This window comes from Marinobacter sp. (assembly GCF_035268745.1).
Taxonomy (GTDB): domain Bacteria; phylum Pseudomonadota; class Gammaproteobacteria; order Pseudomonadales; family Oleiphilaceae; genus Marinobacter.
The window spans coordinates 109,524-131,553 of sequence record NZ_DATFKH010000053.1; the positions used below are offsets into that span (position 1 = coordinate 109,524).

The 22,030-nt window shown below is 58.3% G+C and carries 18 protein-coding genes; 8 read left to right on the forward strand and 10 right to left on the reverse strand.

Annotation, left to right across the window (positions count from 1 at the left end; genetic code table 11):
- The first annotated feature begins 130 nt into the window (after positions 1 to 130).
- On the forward strand, positions 131 to 2,311 hold the full coding sequence (locus VJ956_RS04615) for a malate synthase G (protein ID WP_324082130.1): 2,181 nt from the start codon (positions 131 to 133) through the stop codon (positions 2,309 to 2,311).
- Between the two features lie 228 nt (positions 2,312 to 2,539).
- Positions 2,540 to 2,968, forward strand: coding sequence for a fibronectin type III domain-containing protein (locus VJ956_RS04620; protein WP_324082132.1), 429 nt, complete (start codon positions 2,540 to 2,542; stop codon positions 2,966 to 2,968).
- 60 nt (positions 2,969 to 3,028) lie between these two features.
- Here the strand turns inward: VJ956_RS04620 and VJ956_RS04625 are convergent, their stop codons facing one another.
- The 4 genes from VJ956_RS04625 to VJ956_RS04640 form a co-directional block, all read right to left on the reverse strand.
- Positions 3,029 to 5,584 (reverse strand): CHASE2 domain-containing protein, encoded by a 2,556-nt coding sequence (locus VJ956_RS04625; protein WP_324082134.1) that lies wholly within the window; start codon positions 5,582 to 5,584, stop codon positions 3,029 to 3,031.
- Between the two features lie 23 nt (positions 5,585 to 5,607).
- Positions 5,608 to 7,086 (reverse strand): FecR domain-containing protein, encoded by a 1,479-nt coding sequence (locus tag VJ956_RS04630; protein WP_324082136.1) that lies wholly within the window; start codon positions 7,084 to 7,086, stop codon positions 5,608 to 5,610.
- Between the two features lie 160 nt (positions 7,087 to 7,246).
- On the reverse strand, positions 7,247 to 7,975 hold the full coding sequence (locus tag VJ956_RS04635; RefSeq protein WP_324082138.1) for a response regulator transcription factor: 729 nt from the start codon (positions 7,973 to 7,975) through the stop codon (positions 7,247 to 7,249).
- Positions 7,976 to 8,036: 61 nt separating this feature from the next.
- Complete coding sequence (locus VJ956_RS04640) at positions 8,037 to 10,205, reverse strand: DNA topoisomerase III (protein ID WP_324082140.1); 2,169 nt, start codon at positions 10,203 to 10,205, stop codon at positions 8,037 to 8,039.
- A 133-nt stretch (positions 10,206 to 10,338) separates the two neighbouring features.
- Between VJ956_RS04640 and VJ956_RS04645 the strand changes: the two genes are divergently transcribed.
- Together VJ956_RS04645 and VJ956_RS04650 are read left to right on the forward strand one after the other, a co-directional pair.
- Positions 10,339 to 10,683, forward strand: coding sequence for a BolA family protein (locus VJ956_RS04645; protein WP_324082142.1), 345 nt, complete (start codon positions 10,339 to 10,341; stop codon positions 10,681 to 10,683).
- Positions 10,680 to 11,300 (forward strand): L-threonylcarbamoyladenylate synthase, encoded by a 621-nt coding sequence (locus tag VJ956_RS04650; protein WP_324082145.1) that lies wholly within the window; start codon positions 10,680 to 10,682, stop codon positions 11,298 to 11,300. The genes VJ956_RS04645 and VJ956_RS04650 overlap by 4 nt, the downstream gene beginning before the upstream one ends.
- A gap of 19 nt (positions 11,301 to 11,319) precedes the next feature.
- Here the strand turns inward: VJ956_RS04650 and VJ956_RS04655 are convergent, their stop codons facing one another.
- The 3 genes from VJ956_RS04655 to VJ956_RS04665 all read right to left on the reverse strand — a co-directional run bounded on the left by VJ956_RS04655 (position 11,320) and on the right by VJ956_RS04665 (position 14,837).
- Positions 11,320 to 12,006 (reverse strand): hypothetical protein, encoded by a 687-nt coding sequence (locus VJ956_RS04655; RefSeq protein ID WP_324082148.1) that lies wholly within the window; start codon positions 12,004 to 12,006, stop codon positions 11,320 to 11,322.
- Between the two features lie 71 nt (positions 12,007 to 12,077).
- On the reverse strand, positions 12,078 to 14,426 hold the full coding sequence (locus VJ956_RS04660) for a GGDEF and EAL domain-containing protein (protein WP_324082150.1): 2,349 nt from the start codon (positions 14,424 to 14,426) through the stop codon (positions 12,078 to 12,080).
- A gap of 75 nt (positions 14,427 to 14,501) precedes the next feature.
- Positions 14,502 to 14,837: a TraR/DksA family transcriptional regulator gene (locus tag VJ956_RS04665; RefSeq protein WP_324082151.1), complete on the reverse strand. Its 336-nt coding sequence runs from the start codon at positions 14,835 to 14,837 to the stop codon at positions 14,502 to 14,504.
- A 294-nt stretch (positions 14,838 to 15,131) separates the two neighbouring features.
- Between VJ956_RS04665 and VJ956_RS04670 the strand changes: the two genes are divergently transcribed.
- From VJ956_RS04670 to VJ956_RS04685, 4 genes are all read left to right on the forward strand, one after another.
- The gene (locus VJ956_RS04670) at positions 15,132 to 16,619 is read left to right on the forward strand and encodes a SulP family inorganic anion transporter (RefSeq protein WP_324082153.1); all 1,488 of its coding nucleotides are present in this window, start codon (positions 15,132 to 15,134) and stop codon (positions 16,617 to 16,619) included.
- A 4-nt stretch (positions 16,620 to 16,623) separates the two neighbouring features.
- Positions 16,624 to 17,520 carry a universal stress protein gene (locus VJ956_RS04675; protein WP_414674380.1) on the forward strand — a complete coding sequence of 299 codons (897 nt, stop codon included), beginning with the start codon at positions 16,624 to 16,626 and terminating at the stop codon, positions 17,518 to 17,520.
- 124 nt (positions 17,521 to 17,644) lie between these two features.
- Positions 17,645 to 18,727 (forward strand): cyclopropane fatty acyl phospholipid synthase, encoded by a 1,083-nt coding sequence (gene cfa / locus VJ956_RS04680; protein ID WP_414674381.1) that lies wholly within the window; start codon positions 17,645 to 17,647, stop codon positions 18,725 to 18,727.
- Between the two features lie 231 nt (positions 18,728 to 18,958).
- Positions 18,959 to 19,651 (forward strand): SDR family oxidoreductase, encoded by a 693-nt coding sequence (locus tag VJ956_RS04685; RefSeq protein ID WP_324082159.1) that lies wholly within the window; start codon positions 18,959 to 18,961, stop codon positions 19,649 to 19,651.
- Positions 19,652 to 19,681: 30 nt separating this feature from the next.
- Here VJ956_RS04685 and VJ956_RS04690 read toward each other — a convergent pair whose 3' ends face one another.
- The 3 genes from VJ956_RS04690 to VJ956_RS04700 all read right to left on the reverse strand — a co-directional run bounded on the left by VJ956_RS04690 (position 19,682) and on the right by VJ956_RS04700 (position 21,940).
- On the reverse strand, positions 19,682 to 20,269 hold the full coding sequence (locus VJ956_RS04690) for a DUF3365 domain-containing protein (RefSeq protein ID WP_324082161.1): 588 nt from the start codon (positions 20,267 to 20,269) through the stop codon (positions 19,682 to 19,684).
- Between the two features lie 99 nt (positions 20,270 to 20,368).
- On the reverse strand, positions 20,369 to 21,043 hold the full coding sequence (locus VJ956_RS04695) for a hypothetical protein (RefSeq protein ID WP_324082163.1): 675 nt from the start codon (positions 21,041 to 21,043) through the stop codon (positions 20,369 to 20,371).
- Positions 21,044 to 21,940 (reverse strand): cation transporter, encoded by an 897-nt coding sequence (locus VJ956_RS04700; RefSeq protein ID WP_324082165.1) that lies wholly within the window; start codon positions 21,938 to 21,940, stop codon positions 21,044 to 21,046.
- Positions 21,941 to 22,030: the final 90 nt, after the last annotated feature.

The following is a 22,030-nucleotide window of genomic DNA, read 5'->3' on the forward strand; positions in this document are numbered from 1 at the left end:
CGCTCAGGCCCGGGCACGGGAATGACCTGATTGACAATTTCTCGTACAATACTCGCTCCCAATAATAAGGGTCTGCCCGGAAATACCGGGAGCAGGTCAGCTGAAAAGTCACTTATCGAGGCACACAACAATGACAGAACGCGTACAGATCGGCAGCCTGCAGGTTGCAAAGAACCTGCTTGACTTCATTAACAACGAAGCGATTCCCGGTACCGGTGTTGACGCCGACAAATTCTGGGCGGATTTTGACAGGATCGTCCACGACCTGGCGCCCAGGAATAAAGAGCTGCTCGCCAGGCGCGACACGATTCAGGAGAAGATGGACAGCTGGAACCGTGACCACAAGGGTCAGAAGCTGGACATGACCGAGTATAAAAGCTTCCTGAAGGAGATCGGTTACCTGGTCGATGAGCCGGGCGAGTTCAAAATCTCCACCTCGAATGTCGATCCGGAAGTAGCCACTATGGCCGGTCCCCAGCTGGTTGTGCCGGTGATGAATGCCCGCTTTGCCCTGAATGCCGCCAACTCGCGCTGGGGCAGTCTTTACGATGCGCTCTACGGCACTGATGTTATCTCTGAACAAGACGGTGCGGAGAAAACCGCTGAATACAACCCGGTGCGCGGTGCCAGGGTCATTGAATTTGCCCGTGATCTGCTGGACAGCTCGGCACCACTGGCCTCCGGCAGCCATAAAGATGCGGCTCTGTACAGCGTTGCGAGTGGCAAGCTGGCAGTAAAACTGCAGAATGGCGAAACCACTGGCCTTGAAGACGAATCCGGTTTTGTCGGCTACACCGGCGATGCCGATGCGCCTACCGGTATCCTGCTGGTCAGGAACGGCATGCACTTCGAAATCCAGGTTGACGCCACCCATCCGATCGGTAAAGACGACGGTGCGCACGTGAAAGACGTGCTGATGGAATCCGCTCTGACCACCATAATGGACTGCGAAGACTCCGTCGCCGCTGTAGACGCCGATGACAAGGCACTGGCCTATCGCAACTGGCTGGGCCTGATGAAGGGCGATCTGGAAGAAAGCTTTGAAAAAGGCGGGCAGCAGATGACCCGCAAGATGCACAGCGACCGCAGCTACCACAAGCCTGAAGGCGGTGAGCTGGTCCTGAAGGGCCGCAGCCTGATGTTTGTGCGCAATGTCGGCCATCTGATGACTAACCCGGCCATCCTGCTGAAAGATGGCAGTGAAGTGCCTGAAGGCCTGATGGACGGCATCGTGACAGCGCTGGTGGCGATTCACGATCTGAAAGGCACCGGCAAGCTTCGGAACAGCACCACCGGCTCGGTCTACATTGTCAAGCCGAAGATGCATGGCCCTGACGAAGTGGCGTTTACCAACGACTTTTTCGGCCGCGTCGAGGACGCGCTCGGTCTGCCGGCATACACCCTGAAAGTGGGCATCATGGACGAAGAGCGTCGCACAACGGTTAATCTCAAGGCCTGTATCAAGGCCGCGAAAGAACGCGCTGTGTTTATCAACACCGGCTTCCTCGATCGCACTGGCGATGAAATTCATACCTCCATGGAGCTCGGGCCGTTCATGCGCAAGGGCGCTATGAAGCAGGCCACCTGGATCCAGGCCTACGAGCAATGGAATGTGGATGTCGGCCTGGAAACAGGTTTCCGTGGCGTCGCCCAGATCGGCAAGGGCATGTGGGCCATGCCGGACCTGATGGCGGACATGCTGGAAGCAAAAATCGGCCATCCCAAGGCCGGTGCCAACACCGCCTGGGTACCATCGCCGACCGCTGCTACCCTGCACGCAATCCACTATCACCAGGTCAGCGTTGCCGATCTCCAGAAACAACTGGAAAGCCGCACCCGCGCCAACCTGGATGACATCCTGGCCGTACCGGTGATGGACGATCCGAAGTCCCTGTCAGCGGAAGATATCCAGCAGGAACTGGACAACAACGCCCAGGGTATTCTTGGTTATGTGGTGCGCTGGATCGATAGTGGTGTGGGCTGTTCCAAGGTGCCGGATATCAACGATGTCGGTCTGATGGAAGATCGTGCCACCCTGCGTATCGCCTCGCAGTTGCTGACCAACTGGGTCTATCACGGTATCTGCACCGAAGCGCAGATCCACGAGACCATGAAGCGCATGGCGGCGGTTGTGGATCGTCAGAACGCGAAGGACCCGTCCTACCGCAGCATGGCACCGGACTTCGACAGCAGCATTGCCTTCCAGGCCGCCATGGATCTGGTGCTGAAAGGCCGCGAACAGCCGAATGGCTATACCGAGCCGCTTTTGCACGCCTACCGCCTTAAAGCGAAAGCGAAATTCGGCCAGTAACCTGTGGTTGGACTGCTGGAACCCCGCCCTGGTCGCGGGGTTTTTCAGTGCTGGCTCAGGCATGGCGCAGGGACGGCCCGCAAATATCTTGCGGTTGCCAGCTTGAGCGCCCTGATCTGTCAAGAAATTGGCGGAAAAATAGCGCGCCGGATGATGGGTTTCACAGCCTTCGAGTCGTAGGTTTTGTAGACTTTTACGAACTCAACGATAACTCGGTGTGGAACTACTATGAAACGCATCATTAACCTGTCAAAGGTATGGATTGCCGCGTTGGTATTCGGGATCGTCCTGACCGGATGTGGTGGCGGTTCCGATTCACCGGGGTCAGACCCCCAGGCTGGTTCCCAGGCCTCAGGCTCCCAGGCTGCCGAACGTTCGGCGGCACTGAGCTGGAATGCGCCCGGTCAGCGCCAGAATGGGGATTCGCTGGAACTTTACGATCTGACCAGTTACATCATAAGTTATGGTCAGGACCCCGCGAATCTTGACCAGACTGTCCATGTGAGCAGTGATCAGGGTAATAACTATCCCGCGACCCTGCAGTATACCGTGGAGAACCTGTCCGCGGGGACGTGGTATTTCAGCGTGCAGGCAGAGGACAACAATGGCCTGCTGAGTCCCCCGTCGGAAGTGGTCAGCAAAACCATTGAGAGCTGAGTTTCGGGGCAGGGCAGTACGGGACTCGAAAGCCAGCGGTCAGTCCGCTGGCTGTTCCGGTTATGAGTTGTTTACCCGGGTTATCATTGGCAGTCTCAGCCTGAACGCTGAGCCTTCTCCCAGCCGCGAATCGACGGCAATCACACCATGATGTTTTTCGGTCACAACAGCCACGAAAGACAGGCCGAGACCGGTGCCGTGATTGCCGGAAAGCTCGTTGCTCCTCTGACGCCAGTAAGGGCTGAACAGATGCGGTAGTTCATGTTCGGCGATCCCTTCACCCTCGTCGGCGATGGTCAGACACGCTTCGTGACCGGCACTGAATACCTGCGCCGTAACCACCGAACCGCAGGGGCTGTACTGGACGGCATTGGTAATCAGATTGATCACCGCCCGTTCCAGTAATTCCGCATTGCCTTTCAGCCACAGCTCTTCCTCGCCGCTCAGCACCAGCTGTATATCCTTTTCGGCGGCCTGCTCAATGACGCTGTCCCGGGCGTTTTCAACGATGGCCAGGAATTCGCATTCATAGAAACGTGTTTCGGTGAGTTGCTCGGCCCGGGCAAGCTGCACGAACTCCTCTGCCAGATGGTAGCTGCGGCGGGCCAGCTTGCCGAGCTGGTCCAGTTGCCCGCTTTCAATCTGGCCCTGATGGCGTTTGAGCTGTTCGATAAGCGCAAGCTGGGAGACCAGCGGAGAACGCACATCGTGGGAAATGAAGTCGATGGCCTCGCGATGCTGACGCTGTTGCTCCCAGCGTTCGGACACATCCGATACATTGGCAATAATGCCGCTCTGGTCGCTACCCGGCAGCGCGAAGGGGGCAAAATGGATAAGGAATGCCTTGCTGGCCAGTTGCAGGTCGACGGTGCGCGCCTGCGCCAGAGTAAGGGTTTCGGATACGGTTTCGTGCCAGGGCGCACTTTCCCGCGGGTCATGGCCATCCAGCAGGCGGGCCAGGGGCAGGCCGTTCAGGCTCGGTGTGGGTTCGCCGAACCATGCTTTGATGTGACTGTTGGCAAACCGGATAACCCCGAGTTCGTCGGTGATGATAATGCCGTCAGGCATGCTCTCAAAACTACGGTGGATGAACTGCTGCATCTGGCTCATCTGCGCCGTTGCCTTGCGGACCCGTTCAATCTGGGCGGACATTTTTTCCCGGGGATGGCTGTCGGGAGCCCGGGTATCGGGTTCAGCCAGGTGGAGCTTCTGCAGGTAGCGCTGGACGGCTTCGCGGTTAAGATCGTTGGCAAACCTCAGCCCCAGGGTGTAGTGCTGGCCGTCGCGGTCAATGCGGACCCAGCTTTCGTTGTTGCGGTGGACCCAGTGCCCCGGTGATTCGAGTTCCGGCGCTTCACACAGGCTCAGCCCCTCACCATGAACGGTTTGCTCATCCTTGGCCAGCAGCCAGCTCCGCGGCTGCAGCAGGGCCCGAAAATCAGACATCAGTTGCTCCGGATGTCTGGCGGCAGGTGACGGCAATGCCACCGCGGGGCCCAGGGCCAGTTCGTCGAGTTGCCGGTTCAGAAAGCGGTTGGCCATGGCAAGGCGCAGAGCGGTGGATACCGGAATGGCCAGAATGGCGATGATCACAGCGTGGGCAACCGATAGCCAGAGGTTGGCGGTAACAAGCAGAGTGGCCTGGGCCGCAAGTAGTGAAAACGCCAGCAACAGGCAGAGCCCGAACGCCTGCCCCGGCCAGACCCTGGGCAATGTCAGCACCAGAGCGACCAATGCAGCGGCCGCCAGTAACAGGGACAGGCCCAGCGGTGCCCGGCTTATCAAGGTGTTGTCGGCGAGGGCCGAGTAGGCGTTAGCATGAAACTCGACGCCGGAAAGCGGTTGCCCGGATCCCGCAAAGGGCGTTGGCAGGATATCGCCCAGGCCGGCCGCAGTGGCACCCACAAAGATGGTCTTGTTGCGGAATCGGTCCGGTGACGGCGGCGCCGACAAGACATCCGCATAGGAGTAGGTGGTCACGGATCCTGCCGGGCCGGCCAAGGGCACCGCCCGGTAACCCTGGCGGATGTTGACATAGGGGGCAGCCTGTAGGTCCGTGTCCGCGACCAGGCTGCCCCCTGCCGTTGCCAGGGCCAGGCTGGGCCAGAGCCGGTTGCCCAATCCGCTGCGCAGGTAGGTGCCTCGTGCGATGCCATCCCGGTCCAGTGCAACGTGAGTATGACCCAGCTCAGCGGCAGCTTCTGCCAGTTCCGGCGCGGGCAAGTGAGTGGTGAGCAGCGGCCCGGAGGCTGGTGACAGATGTAAGGGCAGAATCACGCCGCCATGGGCGCGCATGGCAGAAGCGAGGGAGGAATCGTCCGGTGTCGGCTCGGCAAACAGAATATCGAGAACAATCGTGCGGGCTCCGGCGGCTTCGAGCTTGTCAATCAGCCTGCCGTGCACAGCTCTGCTCCAGGGCCATCGTCCCAGGAGATCGAGGCTCTTTTCGTCAATGGCAACCAGGGCGATGTCCGGGCGCATTTCGCCGGGGAAGCTGGTAATGAGGGTGTCGTAAGTCCAGAAGTTCAGGCGCTGGGGGACGTCGAAGGCGTTAAGAAGCCACAGCATCAGCAGCAGCGGTAGTCCCAGCGTCCATGGGTTCGTTCTGATTGGCAACCAGTTCCGTGTCATGAGGACTACTATTCAAGGAAGAGTTCACGCCCCGGTCCCCAGCGACTTTCCAGCGGACCATCCGACTGTGCTTTCAGGCGTACAAAATAACGCCTTCCGGGAATAAGTCGCAAGGCCGCTGTGGTATCGGCAATTTCCGCCTCTTTGATAATGTTGCGGAAACCAGGCTCTTCGGACAGTTGAATCAGGTACCCGTTGGCAGTGTCGACATTCTGCCAGAAAATGCGCACCTGTTTGTCCAGATAGTTCACGCTGATTATCCGCACCGGGGGCAGAGTGCCGTTGATAACCAGGCTGCGAGCTTCACTGGTAGCCACCGAGTTGCCGCCTGCCTCGGTGACTACGCGCCAGTAATACTTGCCGGGTGACAGCGGCCGGGAGGGCAACGTCTGCTCGTCAGGCGCCCATTCACTGGTCGCAATCACATCGCGGAAACTCTGGTCGGCGGCAATTTCGATCCGCGCAACCTCGTTGGTACCACGGAGCTGCCACTGGAACTCCGGCATATCATCGTTAACGGCCTCACCGGGGGCCGGCCTGGTCAGTCCGGCTGCCTGTGCCTGAAGGTCGACCTCAAAATCCAGGGTACCCGGCATACCTGCGATACCGTGTCTGTCCAGGGCGGCGAGCTGCACCTCGTATTGTCCATTATCCAGCAGGTCAAGGCTGTAACGGGCATCTTCCAGCGTTGCGCTCTGCAGCCAGCGACCACTGTCAGCCTCAAAGACATTCACCTGGTACTGTGTTGCGCCATTGGGCTGCCAGCTCAGGGTCTGTGGAAGCCGGGTCAGGCTGGGGGGCAGAGGGTTGAGCTCCGGTGCGGGCGGCAGTCTGCGGATACTCATGTTGCCGTTGCTGGCTGTCGAGATTCTGGCGCTGTAGCCCTCGGGTATTACCCGGGTTTTCCCGCGATGCCCGAAAGCTACCCGGCCATCGGTCACTCTCAGATCCGTGCCTGCCGGGCCGGTTTTCAGGGAAAACATGGTGCCGCGAACCGCGGCCACGGCTGAAGGCGTTTCGATTTCAAACCTTGAGCCATCTTCGTCAAACGGCCTGACCTGGGTTTCCAGTTCACCTTCTTTCAGGCGAAGACGGGTGTCCACCATACCGGACTTGCGATAGCGGGTCAGCCGGTTGAACGCGAGGCGGGAATTCGGCGATAACCTGACGACCGAGCCGTCAGCCAGTTCAATGGTGGCTGTGCCGGAGTAGGAGATCAGCTCGTCACCCACCCGCACGAGCGTACCGACTGTCAGCGGGCGTTTGCGGCTGTCGCGGCCGGAATGCACCGAAACCTGACCGGATACCGAGGAGGCCCGGGCCGGGTCCGGCTGTTGCTGCAGCCAGGACAGGGGAATTCTGATGGTGTCGCCGGGGCCGAGCTGCGACCTGTTGGCCAGGTTGTTGTACTGCAGTAAGCGGGATGACGGGATACCACTGGCCAGAAACCGTCGGGCAATGTCCTGAACCGAGTCGTTCGCCGTCATGGTATAGCTCCACTCGGGCACGTTCGACACCCCAAAACCCGTGGATCCTGATTCGGAACCACGGGTTATGGACAGCTCTGCCTGGGCTGGCAGACAAACACCCAGACTGACTGCTATCAGGCAGTGAATGATCAGTAAACGGACAGTACTTTCCCGCATTTCAGGCCTGTTTTACCGCTGAGTTCCCGGCGCCGGAATTATGCTGGGGTTCCATGGCTTCCAGTCGGTAGCCGCGCTGGTAGATCGTTTTGATTCGGAACCCGTTTTCCGGGTTCAGGCCCAGACGGCGACGCAGGCGGCTCATGTGGGTGTCGACCGTTCGCGTATTTATGTCGTTGGCCATGCCCCAGACCCGTTCAAGCAGCATGTCACGGGTCAACAACCGGCCCTGGTTCTGAAACAGGAACAGGGTCAGGTCAAAGTCCTTGTCAGTCAGCGTCAGGTTCTGGTCGTTTAACTCAATGGTTCGCTGCCGGGTATCAATGCGGAACCGGCCGTAGGTCAGTAATTCTCTTTCGTCATCCGGATTGGTGCGCCGTGCCAGCGCATTGATGCGGGCAATCAGTTCTGCTTCGCGGGCTGGCTTGGCAAGATAATCGTCAGCACCCGCATCCAGGGCCCGCACTATATCGGCTTCGCTGTCCCGCTGGGTCAGAAAGACCACGGGAACCTGCCAGCTCAGATTTGCACGGACCTGCTCCAGCACTTCAATCCCGGTGGTATCCGGAATCTGCCAGTCAAGCAAGAGCAGGTCGTAACTGCGATGCAGCACGGCGCTGAGAAAGGCCCGGCCGTTCGGGAAATGATCACACTGATGCCCACGATCAGTCAGTAATGCCTGAATGTGCTGAGCCTGTTCATGTTCATCTTCCAGAAGCGCAATGCGCATAATAAACCTCGTGGCTGGAGCCCGTTCATAGTCGCAAAAAATGAAATTGGCTTCAGTGTCTTTATGTAGTCTTGGGTAAACGAAGCGCCGGCTTCCCGTCCAGGTCATTAACCGTGTTACGGCAGGCGGGGAAATTACTGCAGCCCCAGAACCAGCCTTTGGTGCCCTTGCGCCGGACCAGGGGCGAAAAACAGTGAGGGCAGGGCACGGGTGCGTCCCCGCTGCCATCCCCGGGGCTGGTGTCGTCAATCTGCCGGGTACCGTTGCAGTCGGGGTAGCGGGTGCAGGCCTGAAATCTGCCGAATTTACCCTCGCGCGCGCGCATCGGCGCCCGGCATTTCGGGCAATGGACCGCACCGGCCGAGGCTGCCGGTAGCCCGGGCTGGTCGGCCTCGGGCACCGCCACAAGCTGGCGGATCTGCGCCTGGAGGTCGGTCAGAAAACGCCTGGGGTCACCCTCACCACTTCGTATCTGTTCAAGTGTGGCCTCCCATACTGCGGTCATGTCTGGAGTGCTGACAGATTCGGGCAGCGACCCGATCAGTGCCCGACCTTTCAGGGTGGAGCGAATATGGCGTTTGTCACGAACCAGGTATTCACGACGGAACAGGGTGTCGATAATGGCCGCGCGAGTGGCTTCGGTGCCCAGGCCATCGGTTTCCCGCAGGGTTTTCCGCAGTTTCGGGTCGCTGACAAACCGGGCAATGTTGGTCATCGCGGACAACAGCGTGGCGTCGGTAAAAGGCTGGGGCGGCTGGGTCCTGCGTTCGCTGATGGCAGCGGATTCACACAGGATCGGAGCGTTCACCGACAAGCGGGGCAGGGGCGCTTTCGCGGTCTCCTGCTTGTCTTCGCGCTGGCGGATTTCCAGCTGTTTCCAGCCGGGTTCGGCAATGGCGGTCTCGGTGGCGCGGAAATCATGTTCGCCGATTTTCAGCCCCAGACGGCCCTCCCGGTGTATGGCGTCGGCGCTGAACTGCATCAGGTAGTAGCGGCTGATCAGGCCGTAAATGTTCTGTTCGGTGTCGCTGAGCCGCCCGGAACCGCTCTGGCGGGCGGTGGGAATTATGGCGTGGTGGGCATCGACTTTTTTGTCGTTCCAGGCCGCGGAACGTCTGGTCAGATCTGCAGCCTCACTGGCAGCAGCCAGCTCCGGAGTGACCCTGCGGATGGCCTCAATGACGCCCTGGCGCTGATCAAAATGACCTTCGGGCAAGTACCGGCAATCCGAGCGCGGGTAAGTGATGAGCTGATGGCGCTCGTAAAGGTTCTGGGCGGTATCCAGCACGTCCTTGGCACCCATCCGGAACAGCCTGCCTGCTTCTATCTGTAACGCGGACAGGGACAGCGGGAGCGGCGGTAACTCTTTACGGTCGCGGAACCGGGCTTCCGTTATTTTGCCCGGGCGGCCCTGAACTGCCGCGGCAATCTGCTCCGCAATCTCACGGTCAAGCAGCCGGCCCTCTTCATCCAGATGGTCCCGCATGGCCTCCGGGGGCACCCAGCGGGCGACAAAAAGATCCTGCGGTGCCTGTTCCTCCGTTGCGTGGCAGCTGGCCTCAATCCGGAAAAACGGCTTTGCTTCAAAATGTTCAATGGCGTTGTCGCGGCTAACCACCAGGCCCAGAACCGGAGTCTGGACCCGGCCAACGGAAAACACGCCGTCCCGTCCCTGTTGCTGATAGGACAGGGTGTAAAAGCGGGTCAGGTTGATGCCATAGAGCCAGTCCGCTCTCTGCCGGGCCAGGGCAGAGTGGGACAGCCGCCGGAACCTGCGGTTGTCCTGGGGCGAGCCGATGGCTTTGGCCACCGCCGAGGGCGTCAGGTCGTTGATCAGAATCCGTTCGACCGGACATTGAATACCGGCGTAGCGGATAACTTCGTCTACCAGCAGTTGCCCTTCGCGGTCGGGGTCGCCGGCATGAATAATCACCTCGGCTTTGCGCATCAGCGATTTCAGTGTGTCCAACTGCTGGCTGACACTGGCCCTGGGGGCCAGTTTCCATTTTTCCGGAACCAGCGGCAGATCTTCACGACGCCACTTTTTCCAGCGCGGATCATACTGGCCCGGTTCCGCCGGCTCCAGCAGATGCCCGACACACCAGCTGACGGTGCAGGCGTCGGCGCCCTGGCCACAGCGGATCCAGCCCTGGCCTTGCTGATGGGGAGCGGGCAGCGCCGCCGCAATGGCCCGGCCCAGACTGGGTTTCTCGGCAATGTATAGACGCATAGGCTTCGTTGGCTTGCAACAGGCTCAGGAACGGCAGTGGAAGATGGCGGTTTGGCCCAATCCTGTCAAGCAAACGGGGCCCTGGCTGTAGTAGACTTGCCGCATACGCACTGGAACAGGAGTGACTCCGGTCATGACCATGCAAAACACGATTGAACACAAGCTGAACCAGGCTTTCAACAGTGATTACCTTGCGGTAGAGAATGAAAGCCACAAACACAATGTGCCGCCGGACTCTGAAACCCATTTCAAGGTGACGCTGGTGTCGGGCGCTTTTGAGGGGCAGGGCAGGGTGAAACGCCACCAGGGCATTTACCGCCTGCTGGCGGAAGAGTTATCCAACGGTGTGCATGCCCTGGCACTGCATCTCTATACGCCGGCGGAATGGGCTGATTCCGGTAAGGCGTCGCCGGAATCGCCGAACTGCCTGGGTGGTTCGAAGCACGACCCGGCCTTTACCCCAGGGGGCAGTCAATGAGTCAGTTTTTCCAGATTCATCCGGTGACGCCCCAGAAAAGACTCATCAATCAGGCGGTGGAGATTCTCAGAAAAGGCGGCGTGATTGTGTTTCCGACGGATTCAGGCTACGCCATCGGCTGTCACCTGGACGATAAACAGGCGCTGGATCGGATCAAGCGGATTCGCCGGCTGGATGATAAACACAACTTCACCCTGGTATGCCGGGACCTTTCCGATGTGGGAGTGTTCGCGAAAGTGGGCAATACCCAGTACCGCTTGCTGAAGCAGTTCACCCCCGGGGCCTACACCTTCATTCTCGATGCCACCAGCGAAGTGCCCCGTCGGCTGCTGCACCCCAAACGTAAAACCATCGGTATGCGGGTGCCCGATAACGCTATCGTGCAGGAACTGCTGGCGGCTCTGGGCGAGCCGATCATGAGCAGTACCCTGATTCTGCCGGGCGAAAGCGACCCGATGACGGATCCCGAAGAGATCCGGGACAAGCTTGAGCATGAGCTTGATCTGATTATTGATGGCGGCTTCTGCGGGCTTGAAGCCACAACGGTAGTGAACATGACCGGCCCGGTGCCGGAAGTCACCCGCGTGGGCAAGGGCGACCCCGAGCCCTTCCAGTAATGGCTTCAGGCCGGATTGCTCAGGCCTGGGCGTTCAGGCTGAACGCGTAGCTTCTGGCCGGATTGAAGGCCTCGGGCTCGCCTGTTGCGACTGACCGGCGCACGGAATCGTAGCGGTGCACCAGATCCTGCAAGCCGTTGAACTGCTGGTTATCGCTGGTAATGGTGTCGAGCAGGGAATTGCTGACACCATAGGCCTTGTTCAGCTTGAGCGCGTTATCCATGAAGTGAAGCGTGGGCTCGCTGGCGCTGAGCCTGCTGAATGCTTCCCGAAATGGCTTATTGTTGCCCAGATCCTGTTCAATACGGGCGCTGGTTTCCTGGGCTATGCTCCCGCCGAGGCTGATGCCACCGTTCTCATTTTTTGAGACTTCAATCCTGCTTGCCGGATGTAGCTGATATTCGGCAAGTTTGTGCCGCAGGGTTTCCCGTACAAAGGCAAGATCCTGCCCCACGGTCTGGCGGTAATCCGCCATGGCAAGCTTTCGCGCCTTGATCTGAAGCGGATCCGTCTGGTCGTTCCCGGAGGGAGTAAAGCGGTCGTCAGTTGCGGGTGCAACCGGCTCTGCAGGCGCCTTCCGACCGCTGGCAGCGGTGGATTTGCGGTCTGCAGTGGCGTCCCGGTCGGCAGCAGAAGTTGCCGGGCGTTTTTCCATGGCCTGTTGCAACTGGGCACCCGCCTGGATCAGCGACGTCAGTAGGGACATGGATATTTCCTCCGGTCAGCGAGATAAACGATTGGTACCTGACGCTGACCATTGCAGATTCCGGGCCAATTTCAGGCCCCGGCGGAAAACCTTGCTGCCCACTCCATGGCCTGTTCATGGGGTATGGGTCTGGTGTAGTAGAAGCCCTGGCCCACTTCGCATCCCATGGCAATCAACCGGTCCTGGATTTCCCGGGTTTCAATACCCTCCGCCACAATTCGCCTGCCGAAGTTGTGGGAGAGCCCGATGATGGCGCCTACGATAAGCTCGTCGTCGGGGTTATCCAGCATCTCCGACACAAAAGACCGGTCTACCTTGATTTCATCCACATTCAACCGCCGGAAGTAGTCCAGTGACGAGTAGCCGGTGCCGAAATCATCCAGGGAAATCTGTACACCGAGTGCGCGGCACTCAGCCAGGTTGGCGATCACTTTTTCAGTATTGTCGAGGGTCGTGGTTTCCAGAATTTCCAGAACCAGCCGGGATTTCAGTGCATCGTCCCGGCCGGCAAGGGCCGATTCCAGATCGGACATAAAAGCCCCGCTGAGGAAGTGCGAGGGGCTGAGATTTATGCTTAAAGAATAGGGCAGACCCTGCCGGAACCACTGATCAAGCATTTCCATGGCGGCGGCAATGACAAACCGGCCTACATCGGCCGCAAGTTCGGTGTGTTCCAGGTGGGGCAGAAAAGCTGTCGGCGCCAGCACTCCTCTTTCGTGGTGATTCCAGCGTATCAGTGCCTCGAAGCCCGCCACGGTCTTGTCCTTCAGATTGATTTTGGGCTGAAGGTAAAGTTCGAAGCGACCGTCTTTCAGTGCGGCCGGCGCCTGTTCAAGCACCAGATCCCGTTCTTTTCTGAGCACATGGGATTCCAGATCAAAATACCTGAACTGATTCTTGCCGGATTCTTTGGCCGCATACATAGCCTGGTCGGCATGTCGCAAAAGCAGATCAATGTCCACCCTGTCATCCGGATAGACGGTGATGCCCATGCTGGCAGAAAGCGTGAAAACCTGACCGACAACGTTAATGGGCTGGCGAATGGCTTCCAGCATCCGCTCGAAAATGGATTCGTTTTTCACATCGCGTAAAATCGCAACAAATTCGTCGCCGCCCAGCCGGGCGATCACGTCGTGCTCCCGCAGTGACGCCTGCAATCGCTGGGCGACCACTTTAAGCACAGAATCCCCTGCTACATGGTCAATGCGATCATTGATTTCCTTGAAACCGTCCAGGTCAATAAAACAGACAGATACGATCCCGTGGCGCCGGTCAGCTTCGACAATTTCCTGTTCGAACAGCTCGGTCAGGCGCCGGCGATTCGGCAGGCCGGTCAATGAATCGTAGTTTGCCGCCAGTTCCAGGTCTTTCTTGTGCTCGTTCTTCTCCCGGTGCAGGCGTTTGCGCTCGATCAGTTGCCCGACGGTCTGTAACAGCGGCTCGAGTTCTTCCGCCAGCTTTTCGGAATAGCCGCCATCCCGGTTGGCAAGGCCAACCAGGCCGACCCGTTCACTGCCGGCGTAAATGGGAACCCCGAAGAAGGAGGAAATCGGGGGGTGCATATCGGGTAGCCCGCCGCGTCTCGGGTCAGAGCAGAAGTCATTGGCAACGACGGCCTGATCCGTCGTCATGGATACACCCAGAAGATTGTCGTTCTGTTCAAAAATCATCCCCCGACGCCCGACCTCCTGATACATCGCTTCGGTTCCGGGATTCCAGGCAAGGTTCGTTATCGCGCCGATTTTAAGGTAAGGGGTGTGATCAGGGTGGTAGAGTATTTCCCCGATAAACCCGAATCGGCTACCGGTCAGCGAAAGCAGGTCATTAAGCACAAATTCGAACGCGGCGTGCAGGCTGTCACGGGTCAGAAATATGTTCTGTGCCCGCTGGATGGAGCGGTTCAGATGAGAAACGGCAATAAGATCCTCGTGGTCCCCGGCGAGATAGGCCCTTTCGATTTCATCTTCCACCAGAACGGCAATACTCCGCAGCAGGTCCAGATCCATCTCCTGAACCTTGCGGGGAACTGTGTCGATGATGCACAGACTGCCTATTCTGAAACCGCTCGGTTCCCTGATCGGTATGCCGGCATAGAACCGGATATAGGGCGGCCCGGTGATCAGGGGGTTGTCCCGGAACCGGACATCCCTGGTGGCATCCTCAACGATCATCATGGTGTCCTGGCGGATGGTGTAATCACAGATCGCCTGAGATCTGGGGGTCTCGGTAATTTTCAGGCCCTGTTTTGACTTGAACCACTGCCGGTCATCATCAATCAGGGAAATCAGCGCGACAGGCACATCATAGATGCGGCTGACAATGTTTGTCAGCCGGTCAAAACGCTCTTCCGGAGCGGTATCGAGAATACCCAGACGTTTGAGTGCCGTCAGCCTCCGTTTTTCAATCCAGCCTGAAGTCATAACGGCCTGCCTTTGCTGTCATTCAAAAACGTCAATGTCACCTCCCGGTGGGCGTTTGTTCAGTGCCGGCCGACGCTACCGTGCGCAGTCGATGCAGTGAAGGCTGGTCGGATCAATCTCAAGGCGTTTGGGATTGATCACTTCACCACATTGCCGGCATTCGCCGTATTCGTCGTTATCGATACGGACCAGTGCGGCTGTAATCAGCTTTAACTGGCGCTCTGCCCGTACCTTGTTTGCTTTTGCCAGCTCCTGGCTTTGCATTGCATCCATCCGGGAGAGACGGCCGACGCTTTGCTGGTCCAGATGAACGGTGCCACTGGATTCGTCGCGCACGGCGCTGGTTGATAGCAGATCTTCCCGCCATTGCAGCAGCAGCTTGCGGAATTTTTCGAGTTCATCGGGGGTCATGTCGGCCTTGGTCAGATTCCGGTTTGCTGGCAGCAGGAAGAGAGCGATCTCGTTAGCTTACTTTCTATCTGTGGGTCTGGTAAACTCCGTGCCCTTTTTGCGCTCGGCACTCTTTCACCTGACAGATATCGAAAAAACCATTTCAGGAATGGGTCCGGCACAGCGTTCAGACTCAGCCTCTTCTTGCATTATACGTGCAGATTCACACTCAGATTGTCAGCCGATGCGCCGTGTTCCTGTGGACCCGCGGTCAGCTTAAAGCATTTCTCCAACCTCCGACCGGATTTACTGAATATGTCCAGTAGTATACGAACCAGCTGGTTCTCCAACGTTCGCGGCGATCTGCTTGCCGGTGTTGTGGTGGCCCTCGCGTTGATTCCGGAGGCGATCGCCTTCTCCATCATTGCCGGGGTCGACCCGAAAGTAGGCCTTTACGCCTCTTTCTGTATTGCCGTTGTTATTGCCTTCGTTGGCGGGCGTGGAGGCATGATATCTGCCGCCACCGGTGCCATGGCGCTGTTGATGGTAACCCTGGTGAAAGAACATGGGCTTGAATACCTGCTGGCTGCGACACTGCTGACGGGGCTGTTGCAGATTCTCGCCGGCTATCTGAAGCTGGGCTCGTTGATGAGGTTTGTGTCGCGCTCGGTGGTTACGGGCTTCGTTAACGCTCTGGCGATCCTGATTTTTATGGCCCAGTTGCCGGAGCTGACCAACGTCACCTGGCATGTATACGCCATGACCGCAGCGGGCCTTGGCATTATCTACCTGTTTCCGCTGATTCCGCTGATTGGTCGCATCCTGCCGTCGCCACTGATCTGTATTGTCGCGCTGACCGGCGTTGCGATGTATCTCGACCTGGGTATCCGCACAGTGGGTGACATGGGGAATCTGCCGGACACGCTGCCAGTTTTCCTGTGGCCGGAAGTGCCGCTGAATTCTGAAACCCTGATGATTATTCTTCCCTACGCCGTTGCGCTCGCCATCGTGGGCCTGCTGGAATCGATGATGACCGCAACCATCGTCGACGACCTGACCGACACCAGGAGTGACCGTAACCGCGAATGCAAAGGCCAGGGCATCGCCAACATCGGATCCGGCTTACTCGGTGGCATGGCCGGTTGTGCAATGATTGGCCAGTCCGTCATCAACATCAAATCCGGTGGCCGGACGCGGCTTTCCTGCCTGGCGGCCGGTGTCTTCCTGTTAGTGATGGTGCTTGTGCTGGACCAATGGCTGGTTCAGATCCCCATGGCCGCGCTGGTAGCCGTTATGATCATGGTGTCCATTGGCACTTTCAGTTGGGCATCCATAAAAAATCTGAAGGAGCACCCGCTTTCGAGCAATATTGTGATGGTGGTCACCGTGATCGTGGTGGTGGGAACCCACAATCTGGCCTTTGGTGTTCTTGCCGGGGTGCTGCTGGCGGCACTGTTTTTTGCCAACAAGATTGGTCAGTACATGCTGGTCAATTCGGATTACGACGAAGAGTCCGACACCCGGACCTACACGGTCATTGGCCAGGTTTTCTTCAGTTCGTCAGAAAAGTTTATTGAATCCTTTGATTTCAAAGAGGCAACAGATAACGTGGTAATTGATCTCAGCCGCGCACATTTCTGGGATATCACCGCGGTAGCTGCGCTGGATAAGGCGGTGGTGAAGTTCCGCCGCGAGGGTGCGGAGGTTGAAGTGATCGGGCTGAACGAAGCCAGTGCCACCATCGTTGACCGTTTTGGCGTTCACGATAAACCCGATGCCGTAGAACGTTTGCTGGCCCACTGACGGAATGACAAGTATGACAACTGATAACCAGGACGCCGGCGGCCAGCAACCTCTTGCTGTTGTAGCCTGTATCGACGGCTCGGAAGCGGCGCTTGCCGTCTGCGATTACGCCGCCTGGGCCAGCCAGCGCATGGGTGCGCCACTGATGCTGCTGCACGTTCTGGACCAGGAAAAGTATCCGGCCCGAACTGATCTGACCGGCAACATCGGCCTGGGCAGCAGGGAACAGCTTCAGGAAGAGCTTGCCAGCCTTGATCAAGAACGCAGCAAGCTGGCCCTGAAGCACGGCCATATACTGTTGGACGAGGCGGAAAAGCGCGTACTTGCCGCCGGTATCGACAAAGCGGCCAAACGCCAGCGCCATGATGAGCTTGCCAGCTCGCTGGCGGCGCTGGAGCCGGATTCCCAGTTGTTCGTAATGGGCTTGCATGGCGAAAGCAGCGCTGCTGCCGGCCGCCATGTTGGCAGTCAGCTGGAAACTGTGATCCGCAGTGTCCATCGGCCGATTCTTGTGGTGCCGGACCAGTATGTTCAGCCCCGCAGTGTCATGCTGGCGTTTGACGGCAGTGAAACCGGGTTCCGCAGTATCGAACTGCTGTCCGCCACGCCGGTTTTCCGGGGTATACCATTACACGTGGTGCTGGTGGGTGCAGACACAGCCGAGCATCAGGAACAGCTCAAGCGCGCGGAGCGGCTGCTGTCGGCCCAGGGTCCGGACATTCATACCGTCATTCGCCAGGGCGATGTCGAGCAGACCCTCCATGGCTACCAGGAAGAACACGACATCGACATCCTGATCATGGGGGCCTACGGTCACTCCAGCATCCGCCGGTTCCTGGTTGGCAGTACTACCACCAGAATGCTGGAAACCGCGAAGAAACCGCTGGTGATCCTCCGTTAGGTGATAGGCTGGAATGCCAACGACGATTTTCTTTTAGTGACAAGGATGGGTAGCAATGAACGATAAAACGTCAAGCGCCGCTTTTTTTGATCCCGACGACAAAACCCATCAGTTTGCCGCTGATCTGCTTGCAAAGGCCGATATCCAGATTGGTGGTTCCCGGCCCTGGGATATTTACTTCAATGCACCAGGCGTTCCCGAGGCAGCCATGGCCCATGGCAATCTTGGTTTTGGCGAAGCCTACATGGACAACGCCTGGGATGCGGCAGAGCTGGACCAGTTCTTTTACAAGCTGATCAGGGCGAACATTCCGGCCCAGATCAAACCTGTCAGAGTCCTTCCTCATATTATCAAGGCGAAAGTGCTGAACCGCCAGACCAAAGACCGTGCCTGGGAGGTGGGGAAGGCCCATTATGACCTGGGTAACGATTTCTATGGTGCCATGCTGGACTCCCGCATGACCTATACCTGCGGTTACTGGAAAGATGCTGATAACCTCGAAGACGCACAGATTGCCAAGCTGGACCTGATCTGCCGGAAACTACAGCTGGAGCCGGGCATGCGCCTGCTTGATATCGGTTGCGGCTGGGGAAGTCTGATGGCGCACGCGGCCGAATATTACGGCGTGGAAACCGTTGGTATAACGATTTCAAAAGAACAGGTTGACTGGGCCAAAGAGCGTTATCCCCATCTGTCAATGGACTTCCGGCTGATGGATTACCGGGACATTGATGAGAAGTTTGATCGCGTAGCCAGCGTTGGCATGTTTGAGCACGTCGGTTCCAAAAACTACCGATTGTTTATGGAAGTGGCGCACAGATGTCTGAACCCGGGTGGCCTGTTCCTGTTGCATACCATCGGCAAGAATCTTCGGGATACCTACACCGACCCCTGGATTGATAAATACATTTTTCCGAACGGCGAAGTGCCCTCGGTTGGCCAGGTCGGTGATGCAGCCGATGAGCTGTTCGTGGTGGAGGATATGCATAACTTTGGGGCCGATTACGATAAAACCCTAATGGCATGGCATCGGAATTTTGAAAAGGCATGGCCCCGGTTCCAGGACGAACTCGGTGAGGATTTTTACCGTATGTGGCGCTATTATCTGCTTTCCTGTGCCGGCGCGTTCAGGGCACGGAGTATTCAGCTCTGGCAATGGGTGCTTGCAAAGGATGGGGTCGAGGGCGTCTATCCGCGGATAACCTGATTTGTCAGGCTAGTTCTCATGGGCGGCTTGGATTATTTCCTCAGGGTAGCTCGGGCTTGCCCGCTACCCTTCCTGTTTTTTTGCCGTCATTACCAGCCAGACCAGCCAGTTACTCTGAACGCCCCGATCTGTTCAAGGACCCTCTCAGGTTTGTTACAGTTTTAAGGGATTGTTGCAACTCCCGGAGTGCAATCCTTTCAACCAGAACCCTATCTAAAGGCGACCAACGTTATGGCAGACAAACCCGTTATTCTGATAACCGGAGCTTCCTCAGGTATTGGTGCCGAAACCGCGCGAGCGGCTGCAAAACAGGGCTATCGCCTGGTGCTCGCCGCCCGCTCGCAAGCCAAGCTGGCGGGACTGCGGGAGGAACTGGGTGGACCCGACAAGGTGCTGACCGTGCAGTGCGATGTCCAGAACGGCGACGATCAGCAGCGCATGGTCAGCCAGGCACTGGACACTTTCGGCCGCATTGATGCCGTGTTCGCGAATGCCGGCCGTGGTGGCAAGCCCGGCGGTTTCAGCGAGGCCGACCCGGAGGTCTGGAAAGATATGATTCTGACCAACATTCTGGGTGTGGGACTGACTATTCAGCATTGCCTGCCGGCGCTGCGGGAAAGCAAAGGTCATCTGCTGCTGACGGGCTCCGCCGCTGGTCGAACCACCATTCCGGGCTCAATGTACAGTGCCAGCAAATGGGCCGTCTCCGCCATTGGCTATGGTGTTCGTGAGGAACTGCGGGGGTCGGGTATCCGCGTGACCCTGATCGAGCCCGGCATGGTTGACACACCCTTCTTCGACGAGCCGCCGGGGCATGCGCTCAAGCCGGCTGATGTAGCCAATGCAGTGATGTATGCCATTGCCCAGCCAGCCCACGTGGACGTAAACGAGATTCTGGTCAGGCCGACGCCGGCCGTCGAATAGGCACTGATTGTCAGCGGTGGCCGAGGCTTCTCACTCGGCTACCGAGGCTGAACCGGCCCGGGTCACCACAAACGCGCCGCGCAGGTCACCTTCGGAAAAACCGGTTGCCCGGTCTTCAGGGTACAGCTCTTTGACTCTGGCCTTTACCTGCGGATCAATCGACTTGCCGTGGCAACCCAGACAAAGCTTCTGGGTCGGGATTGCGCTCATATAGCGGAATTCCGGCTGTCCGGAGGCCTCGGAAACCTGCCAGACTTCCACCGGCTTGCCGTTTTTGACCGGCTGCCTGTCCATCGCCTGAAGTTGCAGTTCCTGCCACTCTGTCGGTTTGTTATCCGGGTTACGGACTCTCAGGCTGGTCCGGCTGATGGTCCATTCCCGGTTACTGTTACTGGCGGCAATTTCGGGCGCTACGGTATTGCAGACGCCGATACCGTTGGTCAGGCCCCCTTCCTTAATGGCGGCCTGAAGCGCCTGTTTCAGGGAGCTACCGAAGGCTTTGACCAGTGAGCGTGCCTCGACAACCATTTCGTCGGTAGACTGCGCCGGTGGCTGAGCCAGCGCGGGAGTGGTCAGTAAAGTGCATAATATCGCCGTTGTGATGGCCGGTTTGATCATCGCGCCGTCTCCTCATGTAATTAACATTATGGAATAAGTATATACCAAAATCGTATCAATGGAATTGGTCGTTGCGGGATTATCCTGTTTCCGGAGGTTTCACCAGGCCAGCCATATCAGGTGATACGCCCCCTTGCCGGGGCGCAGGCCGCGAACTGTCACTGCCTCTACGGCAAATCCGGCAGCGCGGAGGCGTTCCGTAAACGCGTGTTCCTGACCTGCGGACCAGTAAGCCAGGATGCCTTCAGGGCTCAAGGCGCTCTGGGCAGCGGCGATGCCGGCAGGGGAGTAGATCCAGTTATTTTCCCTGCGGGTCATCCCCTCCGGACCGTTGTCTACATCCAGAAGGATCGCATCCCATTCACCATCGCTGCTTTTAAGCAGTTCCGCCACATCGCCAATATGGATGCTGGCCCGGGGATCATTTAACGGATTCCCCGCAGCGGCGCCCAGGGGGCCCCGGTTCCAGTCTTCAACTTCGGGAACCAGCTCCGCTACCGTAACCCGGGCATCCTTACCCAGAGCGGCCAGTGCTGCCGCCAGGGTAAAGCCCATTCCCAGCCCGCCGATCAGTATGCGGGGAGCGGGCAGGTCGGCAATGCGCTCGCATGCCAGCGTGGCCAGCGCATCCTCTGAGCCATGTACGCGGCTGTTCATCAACTCACCGGTGGTGCCGGCGATCTTGATGGCGAACTCGTCATTGCGCTGAAGCAGGCGCAACCGGGTTCCCTGGCCGGGAATCGTGGCGGTACCAATTTCGGTGAAACGGGCCATTTATCCCTCCAGCGCCAGGATTCGCCTGGCGCCATTCATGACAATGACCGCCACAACAGCACCGATAATCAGGTCGGGATAATTGGAGCCGGTCCACGCCACCAGTGCCCCCGCAAGGATGACGCCCAGATTGATCACCACATCGTTGGCGGAAAAAATCCAGCTCGCCTTCATATGAGCGCCGCCGTCACGGTGCTTCGAGATCAGCAGCAGACAGCTGATATTGGCAACCAGGGCCAGCAATGCGATGGCCATCATTATCAGGGACTCCGGCTCACTCCCGAAGGCCAGACGCCTGCCGACTTCAACCATCACGCCAATGGCGAGAATGAGCTGGAGAATGCCGGCAACGCGGGCGGCACGCACCTGCATCCGGACACCATGACCAACAGCATACAGTGCGAGCCCGTAGACGGCGGCATCGGCAAACATGTCCACCGAATCGGCAATCAGGCCCGCAGACTGGGCAATCAGACCCATGGTCATCTCGATCAGAAACATCAGGCCGTTAATTGCCAGCAGAATCCACAGGGTGGCCGATTGTTCAGACTCTAGGGTGGCGGCGGAGCCGGCGGCTCTGAAGGCTTCAGGATCTGGTTCCCTGGTATCCTGCAGGGTGGCCCCGAGGCCAAGTGTTGCGAGCTTGCTGGTGATAGCTTTGGCTTCTCCGTTATGCAGAACTTCCAGAGTGCGGTCGGACAAATCAAATGAAAGCCCCTGGATGGAATCAAACCCGCCGAGTGCCAGGCGGATCATCCGCTCTTCCGACGGGCAATCCATTTTCGGAACCTTGTAGACACTGAGCCATTCGGCCGATAAGGCAGGGCTGGACGGGGCCGGGGGTTCAACTGCTCTGGAGTCGTCACAGCCACACTGCTCGTCAAATAGTTCGTTCATCCAGATACTCCGGCTGTCAACTTTCTTTTAATCTACTATAGCCGCTACCGGTTTGAGGTGGGCGTTTGTGCTTTTTCAAGTAATCCGGCT